Below are 23,824 nucleotides of genomic sequence, written 5' to 3'. Positions count from 1 at the left end.
CGAGGAGAGGGTTCCAAGAACCAAAGGAGATCTGAAGCATGAGCAGACGCGGTGCCATTCGCATGGATGACGTCCACGCAGGAGGAGGCAGGATGATCGAGGCCAGCGGTATGCTGATCAACGGTCGTGCGCAGTGTGTACTCGGGGATCGAGCAGAATGCCCACTTCACAACGGGGTGTTCGCACTTGTTTCGGGCGGGGAGGACAGCATCAAGTCCAACGGCAGACCCTTGGTGTTCGAGCCAGCCAAGCTGGACTGTGGCTGCCAGGTCAGGTCCAGTTGCTCGGCGGGATATGCCAAGCGCTGAACGGAGCATTGGCGCGAGTGTCCGCCTCATCGCCGACCTACCTGCTCGACTGGACTCAGGTTGGTCGACGATAAGGTCCATGTGATCAAGCCAGGCTCTTGCTCACCACCTCATACACATCACTGGACAGCGCCCCGGAGGCGAGGATCCGCTCGAGCTCGCCCTTCATCAGTGCCTGACGCGCGGCATCGTACTTGCGCCAGCGGGTCAACGGCGCCAGTTGGCGCGAGGCGATCTGCGGATTGAGCGCGTTGAGCTCGATCACAAGGTCCGCCAGGAAGCGATAACCCGAGCCGTCGGCGGCATGGAAGTTGACCAGGTTCTGCCCGGCAAAGGCGCCGACCAGCGCACGTACCTTGTTCGGGTTCTTCAGGGTGAAGGCCGGGTGCTGCATCAGCGCCTTGACCCGCGCCAGCCCGCCCGGCAGGCTGCTTGCCGCCTGCACGCTGAACCACTGGTCCATGACCAGGGGGTTGTCCTTGAAGTGCTCGGCGAAGGCCTCCAGCGCCTTGGCGCGCTCGGCTTCGAACGGCGAATTGACCAGCACGGCCAGCGCGGTCAGGCGCTCGGTCATGTTGTCGGCGTGCTCGAACTGCTCCAGCGTAGCCTCCAGCACCTGCGCCTTGCCGCTGAGCATCAGGTACGACAGCGCGATGTTCTGCAGGCTGCGGCGGGCGAAGTGTTCGGCTGCGGCTACATAAGCGGTGTTGCGCGACACTTCGCGGTTGGCCTGGTAGCGCGCCCACAGCGCATCGAACAGCTGCTCGGCGATCTGCTTGCGAGCGAACTCGCGGGCCGCATGAATCGCGTCGACATCCGCCACCTGGCTGATTTCGGTGAGGTAGGCCTCGCCTGGCAGCGACAGCATTTCGGCGACCATGGCCGGGTCCAGCGACTCGTTGGCCAGTACCGTACCCAGGGCAGTGATCAGCCGAGGGTCGAGTTTCAGCGCTTCGCCGCGCTGATGCTGGCCGATCAGCTCCTGCAGCACCTGCACGGCCAGCTGCTGGCCCGCTTCCCAGCGGTTGAAGCCATCGCTGTCGTGCTGCATGAGGAACATCAGCTGGTCGCGGTCATAGGGGAAGCTCAGCTTGACCGGTGCACTGAAGCCACGCAGCAACGACGGCAGCGGCTTGGCGACGATGCCCTGGAAGGTGAAGGTCTGCTCGGCTTCGGTCACCGAAAGTACGCGTTGGGTCGCGGCGTTGGCAGCCGCTTCACCGGCCAGTTGCAGCGGCAGGTCATTGCCCTCGGCATCGAGCAGGCCCAATGCTACCGGGATCACGAACGGCAGTTTGTCGAGCTTGTCCGGCGTCTGCGGGCAGCTCTGGCGGAAGGTCAGGCTGTAGGTCTGCGCCGCGCCATCATAGGCTTCGCTGACCTCGAGGCGCGGCGTGCCGGCCTGGCTGTACCAGCGCTTGAACTGGGTCAGGTCGACGCCGTTGGCGTCTTCCATGGCCTTGATGAAGTCGTCGGTAGTCACCGCCTGGCCATCGTGACGCTCGAAGTACAGGTCGCTGCCCTTGCGGAAGCCCTCGGCGCCCAGCAGGGTACGGACCATGCCAACCACTTCGGCGCCCTTTTCGTACACGGTCAGGGTGTAGAAGTTGGAGATCTCGATGAAGCTGTCCGGGCGCACCGGATGGGCCATGGGGCCGGCGTCTTCGGCGAACTGGTGGGTGCGCAGGTAGGCGACGTCCTCGATGCGCTTGACCGTGCGCGAGTTCATGTCGGCGCTGAACTCGGCGTCGCGGAACACCGTGAAGCCTTCCTTGAGCGACAGCTGGAACCAGTCGCGGCAGGTCACGCGGTTGCCCGACCAGTTGTGGAAGTACTCATGGGCGACCACCCCTTCGACGCGCTGGTGGGCAGCATCGGTGGCGGTTTCGGCGCGGGCCAGCACGCAACTGGAGTTGAAGATGTTCAGGCCCTTGTTTTCCATGGCGCCCATGTTGAAGTCGTTGACCGCGACGATCATGAAGATGTCCAGGTCGTACTCACGGCCGTAGACCTCCTCGTCCCAGCGCATGGACTTCTTCAGGCTGACCATCGCGTGGTCGCACTTGTCGATGTTCTCGGGCTCGACGTAGATGCGCAGGGTCACATCGCGACCCGACTGGCGGGTGAAGCTGTCCTCGACGCACCAGAGATCGCCCGCCACCAGCGCGAACAGGTAGGCCGGCTTCTTGAACGGGTCTTCCCAGGTTGCCCAATGGCGGCCGTCTTCTGCCGGGCCGCTGCCGACCGGGTTGCCGTTGGACAGCAACACCGGGTAGCGGTGCTGCTCGGCGATCACCGTGGTGGTGAAGGTGCTCATCACATCCGGGCGGTCGAGGTAGTAGGTGATCTTGCGGAAACCTTCGGCTTCGCACTGGGTGCAGAACATCTTGCCGGACTTGTACAGGCCTTCCAGCGCGGTGTTGCTTTCCGGATGGATCTTCACGCTGGTGTCGAGGGTGAAGCGCTCAGATTTGGGGTGGAGGGTCAGGCTGCTGTCATCGAGCTGGTAGTCATCGGCCTGCAGCTCCTGGTCGTCCAGCGCGGCGCGCTGCAGCGCCAGTTGCTGGCCATCGAGCACCAGTGGCGGCAAGCCGGCACCGCGCTCGGGGTTGCGGCGCATGACCAGTTGCGCATGGACCAGGGTGTGGTCCTCGAACAGCTCGAAGGTCAGGTGCGTCTCGTCGATCAGATACTCGGGCGCCTGATAGTCCTTGAGGTAGATCACTTGCGGTTGTTCGGTACGCATGGTGACGATCCTTTTACTGGAGCACGGCCAGCTGGTAGGCCGTGTACTTGCGAATATTGATCACGCCGGTGTCGAAGATCAGGTACTGGCCCTTGATGCCCAGCAGCGTGCCTTCCACCACCGGGTCCTTGTCCAGGTTGAAGCTGACGATCTTCTTCGGGTAGGCCTGGACCGGGTAGCGCATCTCGACCACTTCGGCATCGGGCAGTGGCTGGATCGCCTGCAGGCCGAAGCGGCCTTGCAGCTCGCGCAAGCCTTCGGCGCAGGCATCGAAGATCTGCTCGCGCACCGCGACCAGGTCCAGCGCTTCGGCATCGCCCTTGAGCAGGGTGCGCCAGTTGGTGCGATCCGGTACCTGGCTGCGCAACAGGTCTTCGACCAGGCCCGACTGTTGGCGGGTGGCCACGCGCATGATCGGCAGTGCCTGGCTGGCGCCCTGGTCGAGCCAGCGGGTGGGCAATTGCGTGGCACGGGTGATTCCCACCTTGATGCCCGACGAGTTGGCCAGGTACACCACATGGTCGGTCATGCAGAACTGCTCGCCCCACGACGGCTCGCGGCAGGTGCCGGCATCGTAGTGGCAACGTTCCGGGGCCATGATGCACACATCGCACTGGGCCAGTTTGGTCATGCAGGGGTAGCAGTAGCCCTGGCTGAAACTGGTCTTGGTGCGCTTGCCGCAATGGGTGCAGTGGATCGCACCGAGGTATTCCAGACGCAGCGACTGGCCGATCAACGGGTTGACCGGCACCTGCTCTTCACCGAGGCGAAAGCTGTACTGCACGACCGGTGCTTCGAGACGCACCGCCATCTTGCTCAAGGAGCCACGAGCGAGTTCAATCAATGTACCGAGTCCGACTTGAACAGAATGTTGGGGATCGGCGCGGATTTGGAGGCGCATTCCTGCGGCCCCATGTAGCCGGTGCGCTCTTCCTCGGGCAGGTTCTGGATTTCCCAGGCGATCACTGCCTGCAGCGACAGCTCCTTCTGCTCGGCGGTGAGCTTGCGGCCATCGGACCATTTGCCGAGTTCCACCGCCGTCTTCAGGCTCTGGTAGATCTCGGGGGTGATGTTTTCGATCATTTGCGCGAAAGTGGACATGAGCGTCTCCTAAATCAAGCCGACAGTTTACGCCGGGCCAGCAGTCCACCCAAGAGGCCTGTCAGGCATCCGATGAGCAACCCGCCGACATGGGCGGCATTGGCGATCTGGCCGAAGCCGAGCTGGCCGACCACGCCACTCAGGCAGATCACCAGCCAGATGAGCATCATCACCAGCACGCCGCGGGGCAGGCTGAACAAGGGGTTGGGCGCCAGCCACTGGTAGAGCCAGAGGTAACCGAGCAAGCCGTAGAGCACTCCGGACAGGCCACCGAACAGGTTTGGGCCGCCGATGAAATGCTGGGCCAGGTTCGACACCAGGCTGAACACCAGGGTCAGCGCCAGCAACGCCCAAGGCCCTTGGCGCAACTCGATGCGCCGCCCCAGCTCCCAGTACCACAGCCCGTTCATGGCCAGGTGCAGGACGCCGAAGTGCAGCAGCATGGGCGACACCAGGCGCCACCACTGGCCCTCACCCAGGCTTTGGGCCAGCGGCACGAAGTAGAGGTAGTCGCCCTGTACCTGGTAGTCCTGGAAGGTGAACCAGCTCAGGGTCGAAAGGTTTTCGCCAAGGCCGGTCAAGCCGACCACGGCAATGCACAGCAGCAGGATCGCAGCGGTGACCTTGCAGGCGCGCAACTGCTCCTTCAGCGGCGGCCGGGTCGGCTCGCTCGCGGGCGTTTGCGCACCCACGAGCGAATCCGCATCGGCATTACCGTCAGGGTAGCGGCGATAGAGCTCGAGCACCTGCGCGGCCATGGCGGGCGGCACCCAGAGCACTTGCTCACTGCCCTCCTCGACCACCCGGTGCGGCACCTCGAGGCGCCGCAACAAGGTGACGAAGCCACTGAGGTCGACACCCAGCGGCAGACGCATCACTTCGATCACGTTCATTGGCTGGCCTGCGGTCGGTCGACATCGACCCAGACGAACTTGTGCGGGTCGATGCGGGTTTCTTCGTCCAGCCGGTAGGCGGCCAGCTTGCCGTAGAGCACCGCGCTGTAGTCCAGGCAGGCCAGGTTGGCGCGGATCGGCGCGGGGTGGCCGCTGCGCCAGTAATGACCGACGAACAGCAGTGGTTCATCCTCCGAATAACGCAGCAGCGCGTTCTTCTGGCTGTGGCTGAGCGGCGCGCGGGCCACTTCCTCGGGCAGCGCATCGGGCTGGAACACGATGTCGCCATAGGTTTGCGGGTCTTCCTCCCAGAATTTGGTGCGGAAGAAGGCGCGGGTCAGGCCGTCGCCGCCGGTCAGCGTGAGGCCGTCTGGCAGGCGCATGTCGGTGCCGCGCAGCAGGCGGTTGCACACGGTCGAGGCAAAGCTTCCCGAGACCGCAGAGGCCTGCACGAAGTGCTCGTCGATACGGCCGTTCGGGTATTGGGCGCGCAGTTGTGCGATCAGTTGGTGGTCCCAGCAGGCATGCACCAGGCGGAAACGCCCGGCGTCGACGAACAGCGGCAGGGTGTAGAACCACTGGATGAAATCATGCCAGTCGCCGGGATGCTGGGCGAATTGGGTGAGGGTCTCGTCGATCAGGCGGGCATGACGCGGCGTGTGCTCGCGCACGAAGGCCTTGCCGCTGCCGGGAAGCGCCGGCGTGACCCAGCCCAGGGCGTTGTACTCGTGATTGCCCATGATGCAGTGGGCCTGGCCGGCTTCGACCATGTCATGGACGATGTGCAGCGCCTCGCGGATGCGCGGGCCTCGATCGACGATGTCGCCGAGGAACAGTGCCTGGCGCCGCGCATGGCGCCAGACACCACCCGTGCGCGTGTAGCCAAGGGTGTCGAGCAGGCGTTCGAGGGTCAACGCACAACCGTGAACGTCGCCGATGATGTCGAAACTGCGTGCCGGATCGAGCATCAGTCGTCCCTGCCCCCCAGACGACTGCCCCAGCCAAGCTTGGTGCGGCAGACTTCGTAGTAGTTATGATCCAGCGGATGGATCAAGCGCAGCTTCTGTGGCTTCTTGCTCACCGTGATGGTGTCGCCTGGAGCGCAGGTGAAGTGGTTCTGCCCGTCGCAGGAGACCTGCGGGTAGATCTGCAGGTCCTTGGCGACCACGATCTTCAGCTCGCTGTTGCCATCGACCACGATCGGCCGGCCAGACAGGGTGTGCGGATACATCGGCACGATGACGATGGCATCGAGCTTGGGGTGCATGATCGGGCCGCCGGCCGACAGCGCGTAGGCGGTGGAACCCGTGGGCGTGGCGACGATCAGGCCGTCGGCCTTCTGGCTGCAGACGAACTGGCCGTCGATGTAGATCTCGAACTCGATCATCCGCGTCGACTTGCCCGGGTGCAGCACCACATCGTTGAGCGCGTCGCCCTGGCCAATGGCTTCGTTGTGGCGGCGAACCTCGGCCTGCAGCAGGAAGCGGTTCTCGACCAGATAGTGGCCGTCGAGCACCTCGGCGACCTTGGTTTCCAGCTCGTCGGGGCGAATGTCGGTGAGAAAGCCCAGGTTGCCGCGGTTGATACCCAGCACCGGGATGTTGTGCCGGGCCAGCGCTCGGGCGGCGCCCAACAGGCTGCCGTCGCCACCGACGACGATGACCAGGTCGCAGACCTCGCCCAGCAGCTTGCGCGTGGAGGTCTGCAGGCCGTGGCCGGGCAGCACTTCGGCGATAGTGTCCTCGAGGATCACGTGCAGGTGGCGCTCGAGCAGGAACTTCTTCAGTCGGCGAATGGTGTCGAGCACCTGCGAGCTACCGAGGCGTCCGATGATACCGATATTGCGAAATTGCTCCATGGGGCTCCTGCAAGGCTCTGCGGCGGGTGACAATGCCTGGATTATGGGCGAAACGACCGGCCAGCGGCAAACCGGCTATGCTCGCAGGATGACGCCCTTCACCGACCTCCATGCCCTGCCCCGCCAGCTACGCCACCCTGGCGTGCGCGATCTGGCGTGGACGCTGCTGTCGTCGCCGCTGCTGAGCGAACCGCCCTGCCCGCAACGCCATCCGCTGGCGGCCAGCGGCTGGGCGGACGATCCCGGGCAGTTGCGCGACTGGCTGCTCGCCCTCGACCGCGATCCGCAGCCCTTGCAGGCGTGGCTGGCGCGCCTCACCAGCCGGCGCTTGGGGCTGTACTACGAAAGCCTCTGGCAATTCGCCCTGCAGCAGGCACCCGGCGTCGAGCTGCTGGCCGCCAACCTGGCAATCCGCCAGGGCCGGCAAACCTTGGGTGAGCTGGATATCCTGCTGCGCGATCGCACGGGCGACCATCACCTGGAACTGGCGATCAAGCTCTACCTCGGGCCGGATCAGGCTGATGCCCGCGACCCGGCGCAGTGGCTGGGTCCAGGTTGCCACGACCGGCTGGGCAGCAAGCTGGCGCATCTGGTCGCACATCAACTGCCGATCTCGGCTCGGGCCGAAAGCCGCGAAGCCCTGAATCAACTGCAGGTGGGCGATGTGCAGTCGCACCTGTGGCTGGGCGGCTATCTTTTTCATCCATGGCCGGGACAAACCACATCCCCCTTCGGGGCCAACCCTGCGCACCTGCGCGGGCGCTGGCTGCATCGACGCGAGTGGGCGCAGTATGCCAGCGCTCACCCGACGGCACTCTGGCAACCGCTGCAACGCCATGCCTGGCTGGCACCTGCACGGGTCGAGGCTGGGGATCGCTGGGGGGCGGCGGGTTTTGCAGCCTGGCTGTGGCGCCTGGAGGAAGGAGCCGCGGCACAATTGCTGGTGAGGTTGGAGGAGGATGGTGAAGGCGCCTGGCAAGAGGCGGAGCGAGTGTTTCTGGTGCGTGACAGCTGGCCAAACTTATCGGGATGACCCAGAACCAGTGCTCGAGAAAATGCCGTTCCGAGCCCAAAAATCATCGAAACAACCGACCTGAAACAACGAAAAATTACCAATCGACGCGCTAAAGTCCACACCAGGCGCCAGCAAGAGCGCCCACCCAACCTGATGACGAGGACCGACCATGGTTTCATCCACTCCCGAGCCCCACTATGCGCGCCTGTCCATCACCCTGCACTGGTTGATGCTGGTGCTGCTCGCCGCCGTCTATGCCTGCATCGAGCTACGCGGGCTATTCCCCAAGGACAGTGCCGAGCGCGACCTGATGAAGAGCCTGCACTTCATGCTCGGGCTCACAGTGTTCGTGCTGGTATGGCTACGCCTGGCCATGCGCCTGACACGCCCGACACCGCCTATCGTGCCCAAGCCACCCGCCTGGCAGACCGGCCTCTCCCATCTGGTTCACGTGCTGCTTTACCTGCTGATGATCGGCATGCCATTGGCCGGCTGGCTGATCCTCAGCGCTGCGGGCAAGCCGATACCATTCTTTGGGCTGGAGCTGCCTGCACTGATCGGCCAGGATCCGGACCAAGCGAAGTTCATCAAGGGCTGGCATGAACGCATCGGCACCTGGGGCTACTGGCTGATCGGGCTGCATGCCATTGCCGGGCTTTACCACCACTACATACGCCGGGACAACACACTGCTGCGCATGCTGCCCTACAAGTAACCGCGCCGCCCCTGCAGGCCACCGGTATGAACGAAGATCAGGCGGGTGCCGGGCGAAAATCGCCCGGCCTCGACCTGCTCACGCAGGGCCAGCAGCGCCTTCCCCGTGTAGATCGCCTCGAGCGGCAGACCGCTGTAACGCTCGCTGTCTGCAATGAATGCCAGCAACGCGTCATCGCGCCGGGCGAATCCAGCGCGGCTGGCGTCGTGCAGGCAATAGCCAGCTGTACCCGCCAACTGCGCAATGCCCTGCTCCACACCATGGTCGCGCGGCACCGCCAGGGCGCCATGCACCGGATGCGCGCCCTGCTCGGCCAGCACCAGGCCTGCCAGCGTGGTGCCGGTGCCCACCGCCAGCCACCAGGCGTGGTAATCGTCCCAACCGATAGACGCCAGTTGCGCCCGCGCCTGCTCGACGATCTGCCCACACCCCAAGGCGCCCTCCACGCCGCCCCCTCCCTCGGGGATGCAATGCCAGCCTGGATAGCGCGCCTGCCAGGGTTGCCAGAAGCCCTGCTCATTTCGCGCCCGGTAACCACCGTAGCCCAACCAGTGCAAGGTCATGCCCAGCGCCTCCAGGTCACGGACGGTCGGGGTGTCTTGCCGCTGACCACGCAACAACCCGGCGGTGGCGAAGCCGAAGCGCCTGCCCGCAGCGGCCAAGGCGTGCAAATGATTGGAGTGGTTGCCGCCCAGGCTGATCAAGCCGGGTGCACCTGCCTTCTGGGCAGCACTCAGGTGGTGCTGCAGCTTGAACCACTTGTTGCCACTAACCAGTGGGTCGATCAGGTCCAGGCGCAATACTGCGCACGCCACGCCAGCCTGCACCAGCCAGGGCAGGTGCAGGCTTTGCAGGGGCGCGGCGGTGGAGCCGGGAAATCCATCGAACATCTGCAGCATCCCGAAAAACCTGCACGTTAGCAGGTCAACGGCGCCCCGTCTTCCAACTGTGGGCATTGCCGGTATCGATGAAGTCCTCCAGCGGCGTCAGCAGTGCAGAGACGCGTTTCACCCATGCTGATACCGAAATTTCGGGACGCACACCGTTGTCCTGTAGTTCGAAGATATACATCTTCGCTTCGGTCAAGGCCTTATCGATCGCACTGGCCCGATGCCGCACGGAATTGAGCAGATCGGGGCCGGTCACCCTGGATATCTCGCGCATGTACGCGGTGAAACCCGGGTCGGAGAACTTCGGGCGATAGCCAAGCTTCTGGCTCTCGCTGAAACGCTTGGACATTTCACGCAACACCGCATCGAGCAACGGGTTGCCCTTGAGCGAGGCGAAATGGCTGTTGTTGGGGCCGTAGAGCTGCAGGGTCATGTTGCTCACCACCCCGCCTACCGCCAGTTGCCCGGGCTGCAGCATGAAGCCTGGCAGCGGGCTGAGCAGTACATCGTCCATGTCCATGTACACACCGCCCAGTTCGTGTATCAACCTGTAGCGCAAGGCGTCGCAGGCCGCTGCGTAGTTACGGGTTTCCGGCCGGAGGAAGAACTTGAACACTTCGCCCTGCGGGCTATCTTCGAAAGGTTTGAAGAACACCTCATGCCTCACCGCCGTGCAGGTCGCTCCCGGGTAGCGCGAGCGCAGCTTGCGCAACTGCACCACATTGCCCAACCCCCACCTACTGAGGCCCAGGAAGTGCAGATGCAATTTATAACCGCCCTGTTGTGCCATCTCGATGTTGGCCTTGAGCGTAGCGTCGTGCGCCTCTATCAGAGCGTCTGCACTTCCGATCCAGATCTGGTGGATATCCTTGGGCAGCGGCTCCAGCCCACTGCTCGGCGGCTGCTCCGGCAGCACTGGCCGCTGGGGACACTCCAGCTCCAGACGCGCCTGCTGGCGCACCATTCGAGACGCCTTCGGGCCAGGATCGGCAGCGCCCACATAGCGGCTTGTCTGTTCATCCCACCGGTAGTACAAGCGTTTGGACGACGAGTACCAACAGCAGTACTCCAGATCGAACATCACCTTCAGTTCCTGGGCGCCGTCCATGATGCGGAAAACCCGGCCACTGCCATCGGCGCTTTCACTGACCCCACGCAGCGCGTTCACCGGCATCGTCCGAACCGGCAGTGGCTGGTCCATCCCCCCCAGCAGCCCCGGACGGCGCACGATCAGCCAGTCACCTGTGCGCGGATCACGTTCGATCCTCGGATCGGGATTGGAAAACAGCGAGCGGCTCTGAGTGTCGCCGCCTGATCCGATATGGAAACTCGAGGTCCGTTGCAGCGGGTCACGCACCTCATAGACAGGGTAGTAACGGCCCTGCAAAGACACGTTCAACCGGCCGTCGAAGACCAGCAACCCCTGCCGCGGCCCCTCAGAAATGGCAAAGGGTGAGCCCTGTGGCTTGGGCGCCTCGCTGATCGCAGCGACCGTCCGCGTACCACTGCCTCCCGCCAGGCGCAGCGGCACTCCCGAGGCGACGGGTGCCCTGAACCTGTAGAACTTGGCATTGGCCAGTCCGCTCAGGCTGCTCAAGAACTCGATGGCATAGGCTCCGGCCTGCTCACGCTCCCCACTGGCTAGCGCCGCGTAACTGTTGAACAGGTAATAACCAAGCTCTGCGAGGTCGAGCATGGTCATGACCCGCGCGGGAATCAGCGTACTCAACACGCGGAACACGGTGACAGCGATGTCCAGCCCACGCTCCAGTCGCAACTCGGCATCGGATACCGCCAGGCTGTTACCTTCGGCCAGCAGATAAGCGATCCGATAATCGAAAACAGCCATGCCCACCGATTGGCTGAGGGTTTGCGTGTTCAGGTCTGCGCCGGCCTTGCCATCCGCGATGCGAAGCAACAAAGGAAAGGCCTGCCCAAGCTGATGACGCCCGAACCGCGACACCCAGTACTCGGTGCTTGCGCTCCACTGCGCCGGATCTCGGATGCCTTCGAGCTCCCGGGTCATCACGGCGCGCAGGGTACTGCGGGAGCTGTGGCGCCTGAACGGCTTGCCGGACGGATGGCCGGGGGTGTAGCAAACCAGCGACGACTCGCCGGTTTCATGGAAGATCAGCACGTCACGCAAAGAGTTGCCACCCAGCTTGAGTACTTGCAACTCAGCGCGTTGTCCTTCGCGCAGAGGCCGCTTGCCAGGCGATGGATGATCCAGAACATCCTGGATAGCCTGATACCCGGAATCGTCCAGATCACCCGTGGCATGGGCCAGAAACGCATCGAGCCGCAGGCGTTTCTCGAACAGGGCTGTCGCGGCATCGCGGCGCCGTTGGTGCAGATCCTTGGTCTCGCCAGTCGCGGGTGTCGTCAACGCCTTGTTGATTGCTTGCTGATAGTGCTTCTGCAGGTCCAGTCGACGGCTCAGGGCCGTCAGCCGCGTGCTGGAGAGATAGCGCGACTGCGCCTGCGTCACGCCACTGAAACTGACCGTCCAACTGGCGTCGGCCCTGGCGTCCATGCGCATGGCAATGTATTCGACCAGCGAGCACTCGCTCTGCACGCTTTGCGACTGTGCAAGATCAGGGGTGACACCCGGTGCAAGTTCCACCTCCGGCAATTCAGGGCTGTACTCAACGATTTCGATCTCGACGGTGACTGCCCGGGGGTCCAGATCCTGCCCTTCCTCGCGCAACTCGGCGCGGATCCGATCACGGGCGAAATCCTCGAACGCGGGCAACTCCTTCCAATAGCCTTCGGCGAGGCTCTGCTGCCGGGCAATGTCGAGCAACATACCATCCAGTACCTTCTGCTGCGCTTGAGCGAGGTTGCGCAGCCCTTCCGGCAACTGTGCCCGCAGCAATTGGCGCTCGGCTTCGAACGCTAGCAACACCCGCGTGGAGCGTGCGCGTGACACATCCAGACCATTGCGGTCATCCCATACACCAGAATGTTCGCTGGTCGCGCTGGCATACCAGGTATCACGTTGCTGTTTGGCCAGATGCTCGAACGGATTGCCCTCGATCAACCCGGCTCGTACCTCGAAGCTTGCACCTTCACGCTCCCACTCCTCGAGCAAGTCCCGTTGCGCCTGCGGTGTCAGGCGCATCAACAAGGCCAGGCCCCAGGCGCGGTCCTCCAACAGCGCCTTGCGCACCTCATCCAGGGTGACCTGGAGGTTGTCGTGACGAAGGACAAACCCAAGATATCCGCTGCAATACAACACAGCTTCGCCGGTCAGGGCCTGCCGCTCGGTCACATAGGAAAGTGCCGGATCGTAGCCGGCCGGGGTTTCGGTGAGAACCAGCATACCTGGCAGGGAGAAGGACTTCGCAGCGCCACCGGTGTGGACTGTCAGGTCGTAGACGCCACGTGCCAGGCTGCGGTCGGAGAAACGAGGGTGTTCGACGATGTCTTCGATCAGTGCCCTGGCTTCGGCAGTGAGCGTTCCGACGCTCTCCAGCAGCTGTACATCGTCCGCCAGACTCGAGCGCACCTGCTGCTCCATGGCCAATTTTCGAGGAGCCGAAGACAACTGCGGGGGCACCTCCCAGTAGGTTTGCGCATCGTCCTCGAAACGGCTGAGCACAGCCTTGGCGTCGATAAGCTGCAAGGCGTCGAGCACCTGCTTCAGGGTCACGTCAACGAGCAGATCATCTTCGGCCAGCGAACTGGCGCTCGACGAAAGCACCGCCTGCGCCGGATCGAAGAGGTCGGCTTTCGTCTGTCCCAATCGTGCGGATTCGACCAAGGTTGTCAGGGCATGCGCATGGGCAAGCGAGCGTTCAGCAGCGCCATCGCCGCCGGTGAATTGCAACAGGTGCGGCGTACGCGCCAGCAGGCCCGGCAAGTGCTCCTCGAACAACGCGAGGGCTGCTGCCCGAAGCGTGGGCAGCGTGTCGATTTCAGGTAGTTGATCAGGCAGTTCGGCGGTAAGCGGCTGGGGCTGCGAGGTACTGGTCATGGCGGCAATCTCTCTGAAAACCGAGAGGTTGCCGCCACCGTGCGAACAAACGGTACTAACTATGTCTGCCTAGAGTTCTGCCGCCAGGCGCGACCCCTGGTTGATCGCACGCTTGGCATCGAGCTCGGCGGCGACATCCGCACCACCGATCAGGTGCACCGATTGCCCGTTCGCCAGCAGCCCCTCATACAGCTCGCGCTGGGGCTCCTGGCCGGCGCATATCACCACGTTGTCCACCGCCAGCAGCTGCGGTTCGCCTTCGCCAATGCGCACATGCAGACCAGCGTCATCGATCTTCAGGTAATCGACGCTGTTGAGCATCTGCACCTGCTTGTTCTTCAGGCCCGTGCGGTGAATCCAGCCAGTGGTCTTGCCCAGGCCGTCGCCGACCTTGGTCTTCTTGCGCTGCAGCAGATAGACCTGGCGTGCCGGGGCATGGGGCTCAGGCTTGACCCCCGCGATACCGCCGCGGGCTTCAAGGTGGGTATCGATACCCCACTCCTTCCAGAACGCCGCACGATCCTGGCTGGTCGCAACACCCTTGTGCACCAGGTACTCGCTGACGTCGAAACCGATACCTCCGGCACCGATCACGGCAACTCGCTCCCCTACTGGCTTGCGCTCGAGCAGCACGTCGAGGTAGCTCAGCACCTTGGCATGCTCGACGCCGGGGATGGTCGGCGTACGCGGGGTGATGCCGGTCGCCAGGATGATCTCGTCGAAGCCGCCCGCCGTCAGGTCGTCGACACCGACACGGGTGTTCAGGCGCAACGTCACGCCGCTGCTCTTCACTTTGTTGGCGAAGTAGCGCAGGGTCTCGAAGAACTCTTCCTTGCCGGGCACGCGCTTGGCCACGTTGAACTGCCCGCCGATCTCGGCGCTGGCATCGAACAGGGTCACCTCGTGCCCACGTTCGGCGGCGACCGTCGCCGCGGCGAGGCCAGCAGGCCCTGCGCCGACCACGGCGATGCGTTTCACCGCACGTACCGGCAGGTAGTTGAGCTCGGTCTCGTGGCAGGCACGCGGGTTGACCAGGCAACTGGTCAACTTGCCGCCGAAGGTGTGGTCGAGGCAGGCCTGGTTGCAGCCGATGCAGGTGTTGATCTCGTCCGCGCGGCCCTCGGCGGCCTTGTTGACGAAGTCAGGGTCGGCAAGGAAAGGCCGAGCCATCGACACCATGTCGGCATCGCCTTCGGCCAGCACCGCTTCGGCCACTTCGGGCGTGTTGATGCGGTTGGTGGTGATCAGCGGAATCTGCACTGCGCCGCGCAGCTTGGCGGTGACCTTGCTGAACGCCGCGCGCGGCACCTTGGTGGCGATGGTCGGGATACGCGCCTCGTGCCAGCCGATGCCGGTGTTGATCAGGGTGGCGCCCGCCTGCTCGATGGCCTTGGCCAACTGCACGATCTCCGCCCAGTTGCTGCCACCTTCGACCAGGTCGAGCATCGACAGGCGGAAGATGATGATGAACTCGCGGCCCACCGCTTTGCGTACGCGCCCGACGATCTCTACTGCAAGACGCATGCGGTTCTCGTAGCTGCCGCCCCAGCGGTCAGTTCGGTGGTTGGTGTGCGCGGCGAGGAACTGGTTGATGAAATAGCCTTCCGAACCCATGATCTCGACGCCGTCATAGCCGGCACGCTGGGCCAGTACCGAACAGTTGACGAAGTCGTCGATCTGCTTCTCGATACCCGCCTCGTCCAGTTCCTTGGGCTTGAACGGGTTGATCGGTGCCTGGATGGCACTGGGCGCCACCTGCCGCGGGCTGTAGGCGTAACGACCGGCATGCAGGATCTGCAGGCAGATCTTGCCTCCCGCCGCGTGCACCGCCTCGGTGACGATCCTATGCTTGTCGGCTTCTTCCTCGGTGCTGAGCTTGGCCGCGCCCGAGTACACGCCACCCTCGTCGTTCGGTGCAATACCGCCGGTCACCATCAGGCCGACACCGCCACGGGCACGTTCGGCGAAGTAGGCGGCCATCCGCTCGAAGCCCCCCGGGCGCTCTTCGAGCCCGGTGTGCATGGAGCCCATCAGGGTGCGGTTACGCAGGGTGGTGAAGCCCAGGTCGAGCGGGGCCAGCAGGTGTGGGTAGCGTTCGGCAGCCATGGAGGGACTCCAGATGAGGCGTGATCACGGAATGCGGGTGCCTCACACGGGCCCCGTCGTTTGTCTGCCGTCGACATTAAACAGGCGTTTGAACCGGCTCAATGATCGAAACTGACAACTTATTGATCCTGCTGCACAGCGGGACTACCCTAAGACACCCTTGGCCTAAAGATGCCGTACCGTTTCATGCGCAAACTCCTGGCAAGCGCCCTGGCGCTGGTGATGATCGCCGCCCTGTTCAGCTATGGCTTCTGGACCCAGCAGCGCCCGGAAGGTCATTACCTATCCGATTTGCGCATCCAACTGGCGCTCAACCAGGGCGTTCCCGGCGAACACGGCAACCTGCTGGGCATCGAGCCGCTGCTCTACCCCAGCGACTACCAGAACCTCGAGCGCCTGCACCGCAAGCTCTCGGCCTATCTGGAACAGGCCCGCGCCCAAGGCTTGGTCAATCCGCGAACGGTGGTGGTGCTGCCCGAGCATATCGGCACCTGGCTCTGGGCCCGCGGTGAGAAAAAGGAGCTGTACCAGGTCACCCAGTTCCGTGAAGCCTGGCAGTGGCTGGAACTGAGCAATCCCGTGCGCTACGGCCTGGCCATGCTGGCGGCCACTGGCGATGACCGCCGCTCCGACGCACACCTGCGCATGAAGGCGCGGCAGATGGCCGCTGACTACCAGCAATTGTTTGGCGGCCTGGCCCGCGAGTTCGGTGTCACCCTGGTGGCCGGCTCCATCGTGCTGCCGGCGCCCTATGTCGAAGAGGGTCAGCTGCATGTCGGCAAAGGACCGCTGTTCAACAGCAGCCTGGTGTTCGCCAGCGATGGCACACCACTTGGCCAGCCACAGTTGCAGCAATACGCCGACAGCGAGGTCCGTCGCTTCATCGAGGATGGCCAGGCCCAGCCGCTGCAGGTCGTGCAGACCCCGGCCGGACGCCTGGGCGTGCTGGTGGGCAGCGACAGCTGGTATCCGCGCAACCATGAGCTGTTGGCTCGCCAGTCGGTGCAACTGATCGCCAATCCGGTGTTTCTCAGTGGCAAGGGAAGTTGGCAGGCACCCTGGCGTGGCAACCGCCACCAACAGGCGGCCAACCAGTTGCCGTTGAGCAAAGGCGAAGTCAGCGAGGAGGCGGCCTGGCGTCAACTGATCCTTGCCGCCAACCCCAAGCTGCCAAGCATCAGTGTCTTCCTGCGCGGCCAGTTCTGGGAGCTGGGCAGCGACGGCCAAGGCTTTGTCAACCAGGCGGGCGCACAACTGGCTGGCAATCCCAGCCAGGGCGCCCGCCTGCTTAACCTGTGGCTGTAAGGGCATGCGCCAGCCACGCGTGCGCCTGGGTGACCTCTCGGTAGGTTTCGTCCAGCCGCTGACCGAAGCCCTGCAGGAACTGGGTCATGACCCGACGCCGCTGTTGCAACGTTATGGGTTGGATGCCGCGCGTGTGAATGAAGCCTGTGCCCGCCTGTCGATTCCCCGCTACATGCACCTGGGGCACGCAGCCATCGAGCTCAGCGCCGAGCCCGCGCTGGGGCTGCGCATGGGACGCCTGAGCCGCCTGGCCCAGGCCGGCCTGGCGGGCGTGACGGCAGCACAGGCCCCGAACGTGCGGGAGGCTGCGCGTACTCTGCTGCGCTTCGAGCCGCTGTACGCTGCCAACTATCGTGGCAGCTCGGCCTTCATCGAAGACGCCCAAGGAGCCTGGCTGCGCTTTTACTCGATCAGCCCGTACAACACCTACAACCGCTTCGTGGTCGACTCGTTGCTGGCCGGCTGGCTGGCACAGTTGTCGGGGCTGGCCGGCACGCCGGTGCTGGCAGAACGCATGGAGATCGAGTTCGAAGCACCCGCCTACAGTGCCCTGTATCAACCGTTGTGCAGCACGCCCGTGCAGTTCGGCGCTGCCAGCAACCAGCTACGCCTCGGCCAGGCCGCACTCGCGCTGGGTAACCCACACCACTGCCCTAGCACCTGGCAGCACCTGCTGCAGCTGTGCGAAGCGGAGCTGGCACAGCGCACGCGTGTGCGCAGCCTGGGCGAGCGCATCACTCATCTGCTCGGCCCGTTGCTCAACGGCGGACGGGAACCTGATCTGGAGGAGGTGTCACACCATCTGCAACTGCCCACCTGGACATTGCGTCGCAAGCTGGCCGAGGAAGGCTCGAGCTTTCGCGGCCTGCTCAACGACACCCGACGCGACCTCGCCGAAACCTACATCCGTGATACGGAGCTGGCCTTCGGTGAGATCGCCTATCTGCTGGGGTTTGCATCAGCCGAAGCCTTCCAGCGCGCATTCAAGCGCTGGACGAGGCTGACACCGGGGGAGTTTCGCCGCCATCAGCGGCAAGTGGGCTAGAGCTCGGTGGCGTCTTCTGCCGGCTCCGGAGTGTCCAGTTCATATGCCTGGAATTCGAGAAGCTCTTCCTGATAATCGTCCATTGGCCTGCGTCCTCTTGCATTCATTTTTTCACGGGTCTGGCCATCAAGCTATGCGGGCCGGATGAAGGAATCATGACATCCCCATGAGGAATAAACGTAGCAGGCGTTCGAGTCGTTAACAGCAGCTCTTGTGTAACAGCGGATGAAGCATTTACCTAGGGTCTGTATGAAAAGCCTTGAGACGAAGGTCAGGCAAGGCGAAAACAGCCGAGGAACGGCCGGGGTCGCGCTCGACTTTACGGGTTGTAAATGAGCATTCCGACCGGGCTGGCGCACCAGGCTGTTTTCAACGCAGCATCACCGAGTATCAAGGTTTTTCATACAGAGCCTAGAGTGACGAGGGGGCCGGCTCGCTGGTCGGTGCTGCTTGCTGCACCTGGATCGGCGCAGCTTCGACCGGCGGCGCGATAGGCTGCGAGCCCTGGCTATCGTCGACCACAGGCGCCGCTGGCGCCTCGCTGGCGGCTGGTGCGGCTGGTGCTGCAGCGGTCGGCGATGGCGCTTGCTCCGAAGGAGTCACCGGCGCTGCCGGCTCGACCTGTGGCGCGCTGCCAGACACCGGTACCGCCGCTGGCTGAACGGCCGGGGCCAATGCTGCAGGCTCGGGCAAGCCCAACTCCTGCGCCGGTTTTTCAGGCTTGGGCGGCTCCACTTGAGGGGTGGCCTTCTTCTGCTTCTTCGGCTTTGGCAGGTAGCTTTCGACCAGGGAGAAATAACGCTCGTAGAACTGCGGCGAAGTCACGGTTTCGCTGGCCACCTTGACCATGGAGTCGTCGGTGGAGCCGATCGGCATCGACACCGAGCCGAGGATGCCCACCCCGAGGCTGGCCGAGGTATTGGATTTTTTCAGGGTGTAGCGATCCTGCAAGGCGTTGGCAAAGATCGTCGAGCGCTGATCGTCGCTGCTGTCGGGAGCACAGGTGATGTTGAAGCTGATCTGCAGGTGGTTCTCGGCGTTCTGCTGGAAGCTCTTGTTGCCGGCCACCTGGCTCGCGTCACTGCTGGTGATGATATAGCCCTGGCTCAACAATGCCCGGCGCGCGGCTTCGCACGATCCGGCATCGCTGACCTGGAAACTGCGCGAGAACGTCCCCGAGTCGTCGAAGTTCTCGTGTTCGTAGATCGCTGCCTTTTTCGAGGAACAGCCGGAAACACCCGCCAGCACCAGGGCCAGCCCGAGCGCTACTGAGACGGTAGATCTGGACATTGTCAATTCCGGGAAGAACGAATGGTGCCTATTGTGCAACACATCGCTGGGTCGCTGAAACCGCTGGTCGGTGAAGAGTCTGTCAGCATCAGGTAAATGTTCAAACTGACCCTGTCAGCTCAACGCCGATGTCTAACAGCACTGGCGATTGATATAAAGGCGGGTACTAGCCATTCACCAGGCCACAGAAACAAAAAAAGCGACCCGAAGGTCGCTTTCTTTGTGCCTCGAGGTGTTCAGTGACCTCGAAGCGGATATGGCGCAGCGGACGGGACTCGAACCCGCGACCCCCGGCGTGACAGGCCGGTATTCTAACCGACTGAACTACCGCTGCGTATCGCACAGACCGAAGCCTGCTTGAAACTGGGATCTGCGTGCCAGCGCATGACGCTGGTATTGCAGGCACAAAAAAGGCGATTGGTTCATCGCCTTCAATGTCGCTTCGAGGAGTTCTAGGGCCTCAAAGCAGAAGATGGCGCAGCGGACGGGACTCGAACCCGCGACCCCCGGCGTGACAGGCCGGTATTCTAACCGACTGAACTACCGCTGCGTATCTTGCAGGCCGTAACCTGCTTGAAACTGGGATCTGGCAGAAAGGTCTTGCCTTTATGCCACAGACCGGTGAATCTCACCCATCTGTTGAAGTAAGTGGCGCAGCGGACGGGACTCGAACCCGCGACCCCCGGCGTGACAGGCCGGTATTCTAACCGACTGAACTACCGCTGCGCATGTGGACTTGCGTCCTGTTCCTCTCTGGTAGGAAGCCTCTTTCGAAGCGTCCCGGGCCAGGAACAATCTCAGGAAGTGGTGGGTGATGACGGGATCGAACCGCCGACCCTCTGCTTGTAAGGCAGATGCTCTCCCGGCTGAGCTAATCACCCTCGCGATGTTGCTTGTTGCGTTTGCTTCGCTGAGGCCGCGAAATTTACGCAGGTACCGATGCTAAGTCAATAGCCCCGTTGAATTTTTTTTCAAAAACCTGAAAAAACGCCAGAACGAAAAAGGAGCCTTGTCGGCTCCTTTGCTTTGCACAGCGACAAGTGACGCGTCAGCTGTAGATCATCTTGCGGCTCATGCCACCATCGACCACGAACTCCTGGCCTGTGACGAACCCGGCCTGACGCGACAACAGCCAGGCCACCAGTGCCGCGACATCCTCCACCGTCCCTACCCTGCCCGTTGGATGCTGGGCATGGTCGGCTTCGGTGAGGGGTTCGGCGCGGCGCTGGGACGGATCGCGAGCGTCGACCCAACCAGGGCTGACGGCATTGACCCGGATCTCCGGCCCCAGGCTCATGGCCAGGGCGTGGGTCAGTGCCAGCAGCCCACCCTTGCTCGCGGCATAGGCCTCGGTATCCGGCTCCGACTGACGTGCACGTGTGGAGGCCAGGTTGACGATCGCCCCGCCATGCGCGCGCAGGTAAGGCGCACAATGCTTGGCCAGCAACATCGGGCCACTGAGGTTGACCGCCAATACACGATTCCATTGCGCGAGGCTCAGGCTTTCGAGTGTATGGTTGTGCGGGTTGGCAATGGCCGCGTTGCACACCAGCGCATCCAGACGCCCGAACTGGCCCAGTACCTGCGCCACGCCAGCGCTGACCTGAGCCTCGTCGGAAACATCCATGGCGATGAACCAGGCGTTGCTGCCCAGTGTCTTGGCAACCTTGGACCCACGTTGGCGGTCCAGGTCACTCAACACCACCTGCCAACCTTCGCAGATCAGCCAGGCGGCGATGCCCAGGCCGATGCCGCGCGCGGCACCGGTCACCAGGGCCACCCGACCGTTATGGTCTGGCTCGCCGCCTGCCCAGTCGATCACAGCGCTGCCAACCCACGCGCCAGGTCAGCCTGCAGGTCGGCGACGTCCTCAAGCCCCACCGCAACGCGAATCAGGCTGTCGCGGATGCCGGCTGCCTCACGCTCCTGCGGGCTCAGACGACCGTGGGAGGTGGTCGCCGGATGGGCGATAGTGGTCTTGCTGTCACCCAGGTTCGTGGTGATCGAAATCACTCGAGTGGCGTCGATAAAGCGCCAGGCGCCCTCTTTGCCACCCTTGACCTCGAAGCTGACCACGGCGCCGAAGCCACTCATCTGGCGCTTGGCCAGTTCGTGTTGCGGGTGGCTTGGCAGGCCGGCGTAATGCACCTTCTCTACACCATCCTGCTGCTCCAGCCACTCAGCCAAGGCCTGCGCGCTCTCGCAGTGTGCACGCATGCGCAGCTTGAGGGTCTCAAGGCCCTTGGTGAAAATCCAGGCATTGAACGGGCTGAGGGTCGGCCCCGCGGTACGCAGAAAGCCCACCACTTCCTTCATCTGCTCGGCACGACCGGCAACCACACCGCCCATGCAACGGCCCTGGCCGTCAATGAACTTGGTCGCGGAGTGGAAGACGATGTCGGCACCCAGCTTGAGTGGTTGCTGCAGCGCCGGAGTGCTGAAGCAGTTGTCCACCACCAGCATCGCGCCACCGGCATGGGCGATTTCGGCCAGTGCAGCGATATCCACCAGTTCTGCCAGCGGGTTGGACGGCGACTCGACGATCAGCAGCTTGGTGTTGGCCTTGAGGGCGTTCTTCCAACCGCCGAGATCGACCAGCGGCACATAGTCCACCTGCACGCCGAAGCGCTTGAAATACTTTTCGAACAGGCTGATGGTCGAGCCGAATACGCTCTGCGATACCAGCACGTGATCGCCAGCGCTGCACAGCGACATGACCACGGCGAGAATCGCCGCCATGCCGGTGGAAGTCGCCACGGCCTGCTCTGCGCCTTCCATGGCCGCCAGGCGTTCCTCGAAGGCACGCACGGTCGGGTTGGTGTAGCGCGAATAAACGTTGCCCGGCGTTTCGCCAGCAAACCGCGCAGCCGCATCGGCGGCCGTGCGGAAGACATAGCTGGAGGTCAGGAACAGTGCTTCGCTGTGCTCGCCCTCAGGCGTACGGTGCTGACCGGCACGCACTGCCAGGGTGTCGAAACCGACACCCTCCAGGTCGCTGTCCAGCCGTCCGGCATCCCATTGATCCGTCATGCCGTTACTCCTAAAAAGCCCAAAGTCAGTTGTTGTACAGGTCGATGATCGCGCTGACAGCCTGGGTCTTGACCTTGGCCGCATCGTTACGAGCCTGCTCGATACGTTCCAGATAGGCATCGTCGATGTCGCCGGTGACGTATTCACCATTGAACACCGCGCAATCGAAGTGCTCGATCTTGATCTTGCCACCACCGACCGATTCGATCAGGTCCGGCAGGTCCTGATAAATCAGCCAGTCGGCGCCGATCAACTCGGCCACCTGTTCGGTGGTACGGTTGTGGGCGATCAGTTCGTGAGCGCTCGGCATGTCGATGCCGTAGACGTTGGGGTAACGCACAGCCGGCGCCGCGGAGCAGAAGTAGACGTTCTTCGCGCCTGCCTCACGGGCCATCTGGATGATCTGCTTGCAGGTGGTACCACGCACGATCGAGTCGTCCACCAGCATCACGTTCTTGCCACGGAACTCGAGTTCGATGGCGTTGAGCTTCTGGCGTACGGACTTCTTGCGCGCAGCCTGGCCGGGCATGATGAAGGTACGGCCGATGTAGCGGTTCTTGACGAAGCCTTCGCGGAACTTCACACCCAGGTGGTTGGCCAGCTCCAGGGCCGCGGTGCGGCTGGTGTCCGGGATCGGGATGACCACGTCGATGTCGTGCTCGGGGCGCTCGCGGCGGATCTTCTCGGCCAGCTTCTCGCCCATGCGCAGACGCGCCTTGTACACCGAGACGCCATCCATGATCGAGTCAGGACGGGCCAGGTAGACATGCTCGAAGATGCAGGGCTGCAGTTTCGGGTTGTTGGCACACTGCTTGGTGTACATCTGCCCTTCTTCGGTGATGTATACCGCTTCACCCGGCGCCAGGTCACGGATCAGGGTGAAGCCGAGGACGTCCAGGGCAACGCTTTCGGAGGCGATCATGTACTCGACGCCTTCGTCGGTGTGGCGCTGGCCGAACACCACCGGGCGAATCCCGTTGGGATCGCGGAAGCCGACGATGCCGTAGCCGGTGATCATCGCCACCACCGCATAGCCACCGACGCAGCGGCTGTGCACGTGAGAGACCGCCGCGAACACGTCTTCCTCGGTCGGCTGCAGCTTGCCGCGTACAGCCAGCTCATGGGCGAACACGTTGAGCAGCACTTCCGAGTCGGAATTGGTGTTGACGTGACGCAGGTCGGACTCGTAGATCTCCTTGGCCAACTGCTCGACGTTGGTCAGGTTGCCGTTGTGCGCAAGGGTGATGCCATATGGCGAGTTGACGTAGAACGGCTGGGCCTCGGCCGAGGTGGAGCTGCCCGCGGTCGGGTAGCGCACATGGCCGATGCCCATGTGGCCAACCAGGCGCTGCATGTGGCGCTGCTGGAAGACGTCGCGCACCAGGCCATTATCCTTGCGCAGGAACAACCGGCCGTCATGGCTGGTAACGATACCGGCAGCGTCCTGGCCGCGGTGCTGGAGGACCGTTAGCGCGTCATACAGCGCCTGATTGACGTTCGACTTACCGACGATACCGACGATGCCACACATGCGACGCAACCCCTA

At 63.3% G+C, this 23,824-nt stretch carries 18 protein-coding genes and 4 tRNA genes; 5 read left to right on the top strand and 17 right to left on the bottom strand.

All coding sequences use genetic code 11. The features are described 5' to 3' along the window. Positions 1-38 precede the first annotated feature (38 nt). Entirely contained in the window at positions 39-308 is a 270-nt protein-coding gene (locus ACK3BK_RS08340; RefSeq protein WP_411384089.1) for a PAAR domain-containing protein, read from the top strand. 85 nt (positions 309-393) lie between these two features. Here ACK3BK_RS08340 and pepN read toward each other — a convergent pair whose 3' ends face one another. The 6 genes from pepN to ACK3BK_RS08310 are packed head-to-tail and all read right to left on the bottom strand — an operon-like array spanning position 394 to position 6,906. Then, positions 394-3,054 (bottom strand): aminopeptidase N, encoded by a 2,661-nt coding sequence (gene pepN / locus ACK3BK_RS08335; RefSeq protein ID WP_411384088.1) that lies wholly within the window; start codon positions 3,052-3,054, stop codon positions 394-396. 13 nt (positions 3,055-3,067) lie between these two features. Then, positions 3,068-3,898: a DUF2797 domain-containing protein gene (locus ACK3BK_RS08330; RefSeq protein ID WP_186666763.1), complete on the bottom strand. Its 831-nt coding sequence runs from the start codon at positions 3,896-3,898 to the stop codon at positions 3,068-3,070. Beyond that, complete coding sequence (locus ACK3BK_RS08325; RefSeq protein ID WP_065861159.1) at positions 3,895-4,155, bottom strand: YeaC family protein; 261 nt, start codon at positions 4,153-4,155, stop codon at positions 3,895-3,897. Before ACK3BK_RS08325 ends, ACK3BK_RS08330 begins: the two co-directional genes overlap by 4 nt. 14 nt (positions 4,156-4,169) lie before the next feature. Continuing rightward, entirely contained in the window at positions 4,170-5,048 is an 879-nt protein-coding gene (locus ACK3BK_RS08320) for a rhomboid family intramembrane serine protease (RefSeq protein WP_186707909.1), read from the bottom strand. Further along, on the bottom strand, positions 5,045-6,019 hold the full coding sequence (locus ACK3BK_RS08315) for a metallophosphoesterase (protein ID WP_411384456.1): 975 nt from the start codon (positions 6,017-6,019) through the stop codon (positions 5,045-5,047). Before ACK3BK_RS08315 ends, ACK3BK_RS08320 begins: the two co-directional genes overlap by 4 nt. Continuing rightward, positions 6,016-6,906, bottom strand: a complete 891-nt coding sequence (locus ACK3BK_RS08310; protein WP_054893119.1) for an NAD(+) kinase — start codon at positions 6,904-6,906, stop codon at positions 6,016-6,018. Before ACK3BK_RS08310 ends, ACK3BK_RS08315 begins: the two co-directional genes overlap by 4 nt. Here ACK3BK_RS08310 and ACK3BK_RS08305 point away from each other — a divergent pair. Both ACK3BK_RS08305 and ACK3BK_RS08300 read left to right on the top strand, forming a co-directional pair. Next, positions 6,905-7,939: a DUF1853 family protein gene (locus tag ACK3BK_RS08305; protein ID WP_411384087.1), complete on the top strand. Its 1,035-nt coding sequence runs from the start codon at positions 6,905-6,907 to the stop codon at positions 7,937-7,939. The two genes, ACK3BK_RS08310 and ACK3BK_RS08305, sit on opposite strands and share 2 nt — an antisense overlap. 151 nt (positions 7,940-8,090) lie before the next feature. Further along, positions 8,091-8,636 carry a cytochrome b gene (locus tag ACK3BK_RS08300; RefSeq protein ID WP_186666766.1) on the top strand — a complete coding sequence of 182 codons (546 nt, stop codon included), beginning with the start codon at positions 8,091-8,093 and terminating at the stop codon, positions 8,634-8,636. Here ACK3BK_RS08300 and ACK3BK_RS08295 read toward each other — a convergent pair. The 3 genes from ACK3BK_RS08295 to ACK3BK_RS08285 all read right to left on the bottom strand — a co-directional run bounded on the left by ACK3BK_RS08295 (position 8,627) and on the right by ACK3BK_RS08285 (position 15,608). Beyond that, positions 8,627-9,526: a 1-aminocyclopropane-1-carboxylate deaminase/D-cysteine desulfhydrase gene (locus ACK3BK_RS08295; protein WP_411384455.1), complete on the bottom strand. Its 900-nt coding sequence runs from the start codon at positions 9,524-9,526 to the stop codon at positions 8,627-8,629. The genes ACK3BK_RS08300 and ACK3BK_RS08295 overlap by 10 nt on opposite strands. A gap of 34 nt (positions 9,527-9,560) precedes the next feature. Further along, positions 9,561-13,502, bottom strand: a complete 3,942-nt coding sequence (locus ACK3BK_RS08290) for a dermonecrotic toxin domain-containing protein (RefSeq protein ID WP_411384086.1) — start codon at positions 13,500-13,502, stop codon at positions 9,561-9,563. Between the two features lie 69 nt (positions 13,503-13,571). Then, on the bottom strand, positions 13,572-15,608 hold the full coding sequence (locus tag ACK3BK_RS08285; RefSeq protein WP_411384085.1) for an FAD-dependent oxidoreductase: 2,037 nt from the start codon (positions 15,606-15,608) through the stop codon (positions 13,572-13,574). 186 nt (positions 15,609-15,794) lie between these two features. Between ACK3BK_RS08285 and ACK3BK_RS08280 the strand changes: the two genes are divergently transcribed. Together ACK3BK_RS08280 and ACK3BK_RS08275 are read left to right on the top strand one after the other, a co-directional pair. Continuing rightward, positions 15,795-16,913 carry a nitrilase-related carbon-nitrogen hydrolase gene (locus ACK3BK_RS08280; protein WP_186666769.1) on the top strand — a complete coding sequence of 373 codons (1,119 nt, stop codon included), beginning with the start codon at positions 15,795-15,797 and terminating at the stop codon, positions 16,911-16,913. A gap of 4 nt (positions 16,914-16,917) precedes the next feature. Next, positions 16,918-17,958, top strand: coding sequence for an AraC family transcriptional regulator (locus tag ACK3BK_RS08275; protein ID WP_186719810.1), 1,041 nt, complete (start codon positions 16,918-16,920; stop codon positions 17,956-17,958). A 411-nt stretch (positions 17,959-18,369) separates the two neighbouring features. On the opposite strand, the gene ACK3BK_RS08270 is transcribed toward ACK3BK_RS08275, so the two are convergent. From ACK3BK_RS08270 to purF, 8 genes are all read right to left on the bottom strand, one after another. Further along, complete coding sequence (locus ACK3BK_RS08270) at positions 18,370-19,248, bottom strand: DUF2242 domain-containing protein (RefSeq protein WP_186666771.1); 879 nt, start codon at positions 19,246-19,248, stop codon at positions 18,370-18,372. A gap of 257 nt (positions 19,249-19,505) precedes the next feature. Continuing rightward, positions 19,506-19,582 (bottom strand) — tRNA-Asp (locus tag ACK3BK_RS08265). Between the two features lie 139 nt (positions 19,583-19,721). Beyond that, a tRNA-Asp gene (locus ACK3BK_RS08260) sits at positions 19,722-19,798 on the bottom strand. Between the two features lie 99 nt (positions 19,799-19,897). Beyond that, a tRNA-Asp gene (locus tag ACK3BK_RS08255) sits at positions 19,898-19,974 on the bottom strand. Between the two features lie 79 nt (positions 19,975-20,053). Continuing rightward, a tRNA-Val gene (locus tag ACK3BK_RS08250) sits at positions 20,054-20,129 on the bottom strand. Between the two features lie 167 nt (positions 20,130-20,296). Further along, on the bottom strand, positions 20,297-21,070 hold the full coding sequence (locus ACK3BK_RS08245) for an SDR family oxidoreductase (RefSeq protein ID WP_411384084.1): 774 nt from the start codon (positions 21,068-21,070) through the stop codon (positions 20,297-20,299). Beyond that, positions 21,067-22,278, bottom strand: a complete 1,212-nt coding sequence (locus ACK3BK_RS08240) for an O-succinylhomoserine sulfhydrylase (RefSeq protein ID WP_411384083.1) — start codon at positions 22,276-22,278, stop codon at positions 21,067-21,069. The genes ACK3BK_RS08245 and ACK3BK_RS08240 overlap by 4 nt, the downstream gene beginning before the upstream one ends. 25 nt (positions 22,279-22,303) lie before the next feature. After that, entirely contained in the window at positions 22,304-23,809 is a 1,506-nt protein-coding gene (gene purF / locus ACK3BK_RS08235; RefSeq protein ID WP_186666774.1) for an amidophosphoribosyltransferase, read from the bottom strand. Between the last annotated feature and the right edge of the window lie 15 nt (positions 23,810-23,824).

Source organism: Pseudomonas sp. L7 (assembly GCF_046605565.1).
Classification (GTDB): domain Bacteria; phylum Pseudomonadota; class Gammaproteobacteria; order Pseudomonadales; family Pseudomonadaceae; genus Aquipseudomonas; species Aquipseudomonas wayambapalatensis.
This window is presented reverse-complemented; position numbering and strand designations above follow the sequence as displayed.

Excerpts from the sequence above, each read along its gene's own strand:
- ACK3BK_RS08240 (WP_411384083.1), bottom strand. The coding sequence starts at position 22,278 with ATGACGGATCAATGGGATGCCGGACGGCTGGACAGCGACCTGGAGGGT.
- ACK3BK_RS08270 (WP_186666771.1), bottom strand. The coding sequence starts at position 19,248 with ATGTCCAGATCTACCGTCTCAGTAGCGCTCGGGCTGGCCCTGGTGCTG.
- pepN (WP_411384088.1), bottom strand. The coding sequence starts at position 3,054 with ATGCGTACCGAACAACCGCAAGTGATCTACCTCAAGGACTATCAGGCG.
- ACK3BK_RS08310 (WP_054893119.1), bottom strand. The coding sequence starts at position 6,906 with ATGGAGCAATTTCGCAATATCGGTATCATCGGACGCCTCGGTAGCTCG.
- ACK3BK_RS08290 (WP_411384086.1), bottom strand. The coding sequence starts at position 13,502 with ATGACCAGTACCTCGCAGCCCCAGCCGCTTACCGCCGAACTGCCTGAT.
- ACK3BK_RS08285 (WP_411384085.1), bottom strand. The coding sequence starts at position 15,608 with ATGGCTGCCGAACGCTACCCACACCTGCTGGCCCCGCTCGACCTGGGC.
- ACK3BK_RS08325 (WP_065861159.1), bottom strand. The coding sequence starts at position 4,155 with ATGTCCACTTTCGCGCAAATGATCGAAAACATCACCCCCGAGATCTAC.
- ACK3BK_RS08320 (WP_186707909.1), bottom strand. The coding sequence starts at position 5,048 with ATGAACGTGATCGAAGTGATGCGTCTGCCGCTGGGTGTCGACCTCAGT.
- ACK3BK_RS08305 (WP_411384087.1), top strand. The coding sequence starts at position 6,905 with ATGGGGCTCCTGCAAGGCTCTGCGGCGGGTGACAATGCCTGGATTATG.
- ACK3BK_RS08295 (WP_411384455.1), bottom strand. The coding sequence starts at position 9,526 with ATGTTCGATGGATTTCCCGGCTCCACCGCCGCGCCCCTGCAAAGCCTG.
- ACK3BK_RS08275 (WP_186719810.1), top strand. The coding sequence starts at position 16,918 with ATGCGCCAGCCACGCGTGCGCCTGGGTGACCTCTCGGTAGGTTTCGTC.
- ACK3BK_RS08300 (WP_186666766.1), top strand. The coding sequence starts at position 8,091 with ATGGTTTCATCCACTCCCGAGCCCCACTATGCGCGCCTGTCCATCACC.
- ACK3BK_RS08280 (WP_186666769.1), top strand. The coding sequence starts at position 15,795 with ATGCGCAAACTCCTGGCAAGCGCCCTGGCGCTGGTGATGATCGCCGCC.
- ACK3BK_RS08340 (WP_411384089.1), top strand. The coding sequence starts at position 39 with ATGAGCAGACGCGGTGCCATTCGCATGGATGACGTCCACGCAGGAGGA.
- purF (WP_186666774.1), bottom strand. The coding sequence starts at position 23,809 with ATGTGTGGCATCGTCGGTATCGTCGGTAAGTCGAACGTCAATCAGGCG.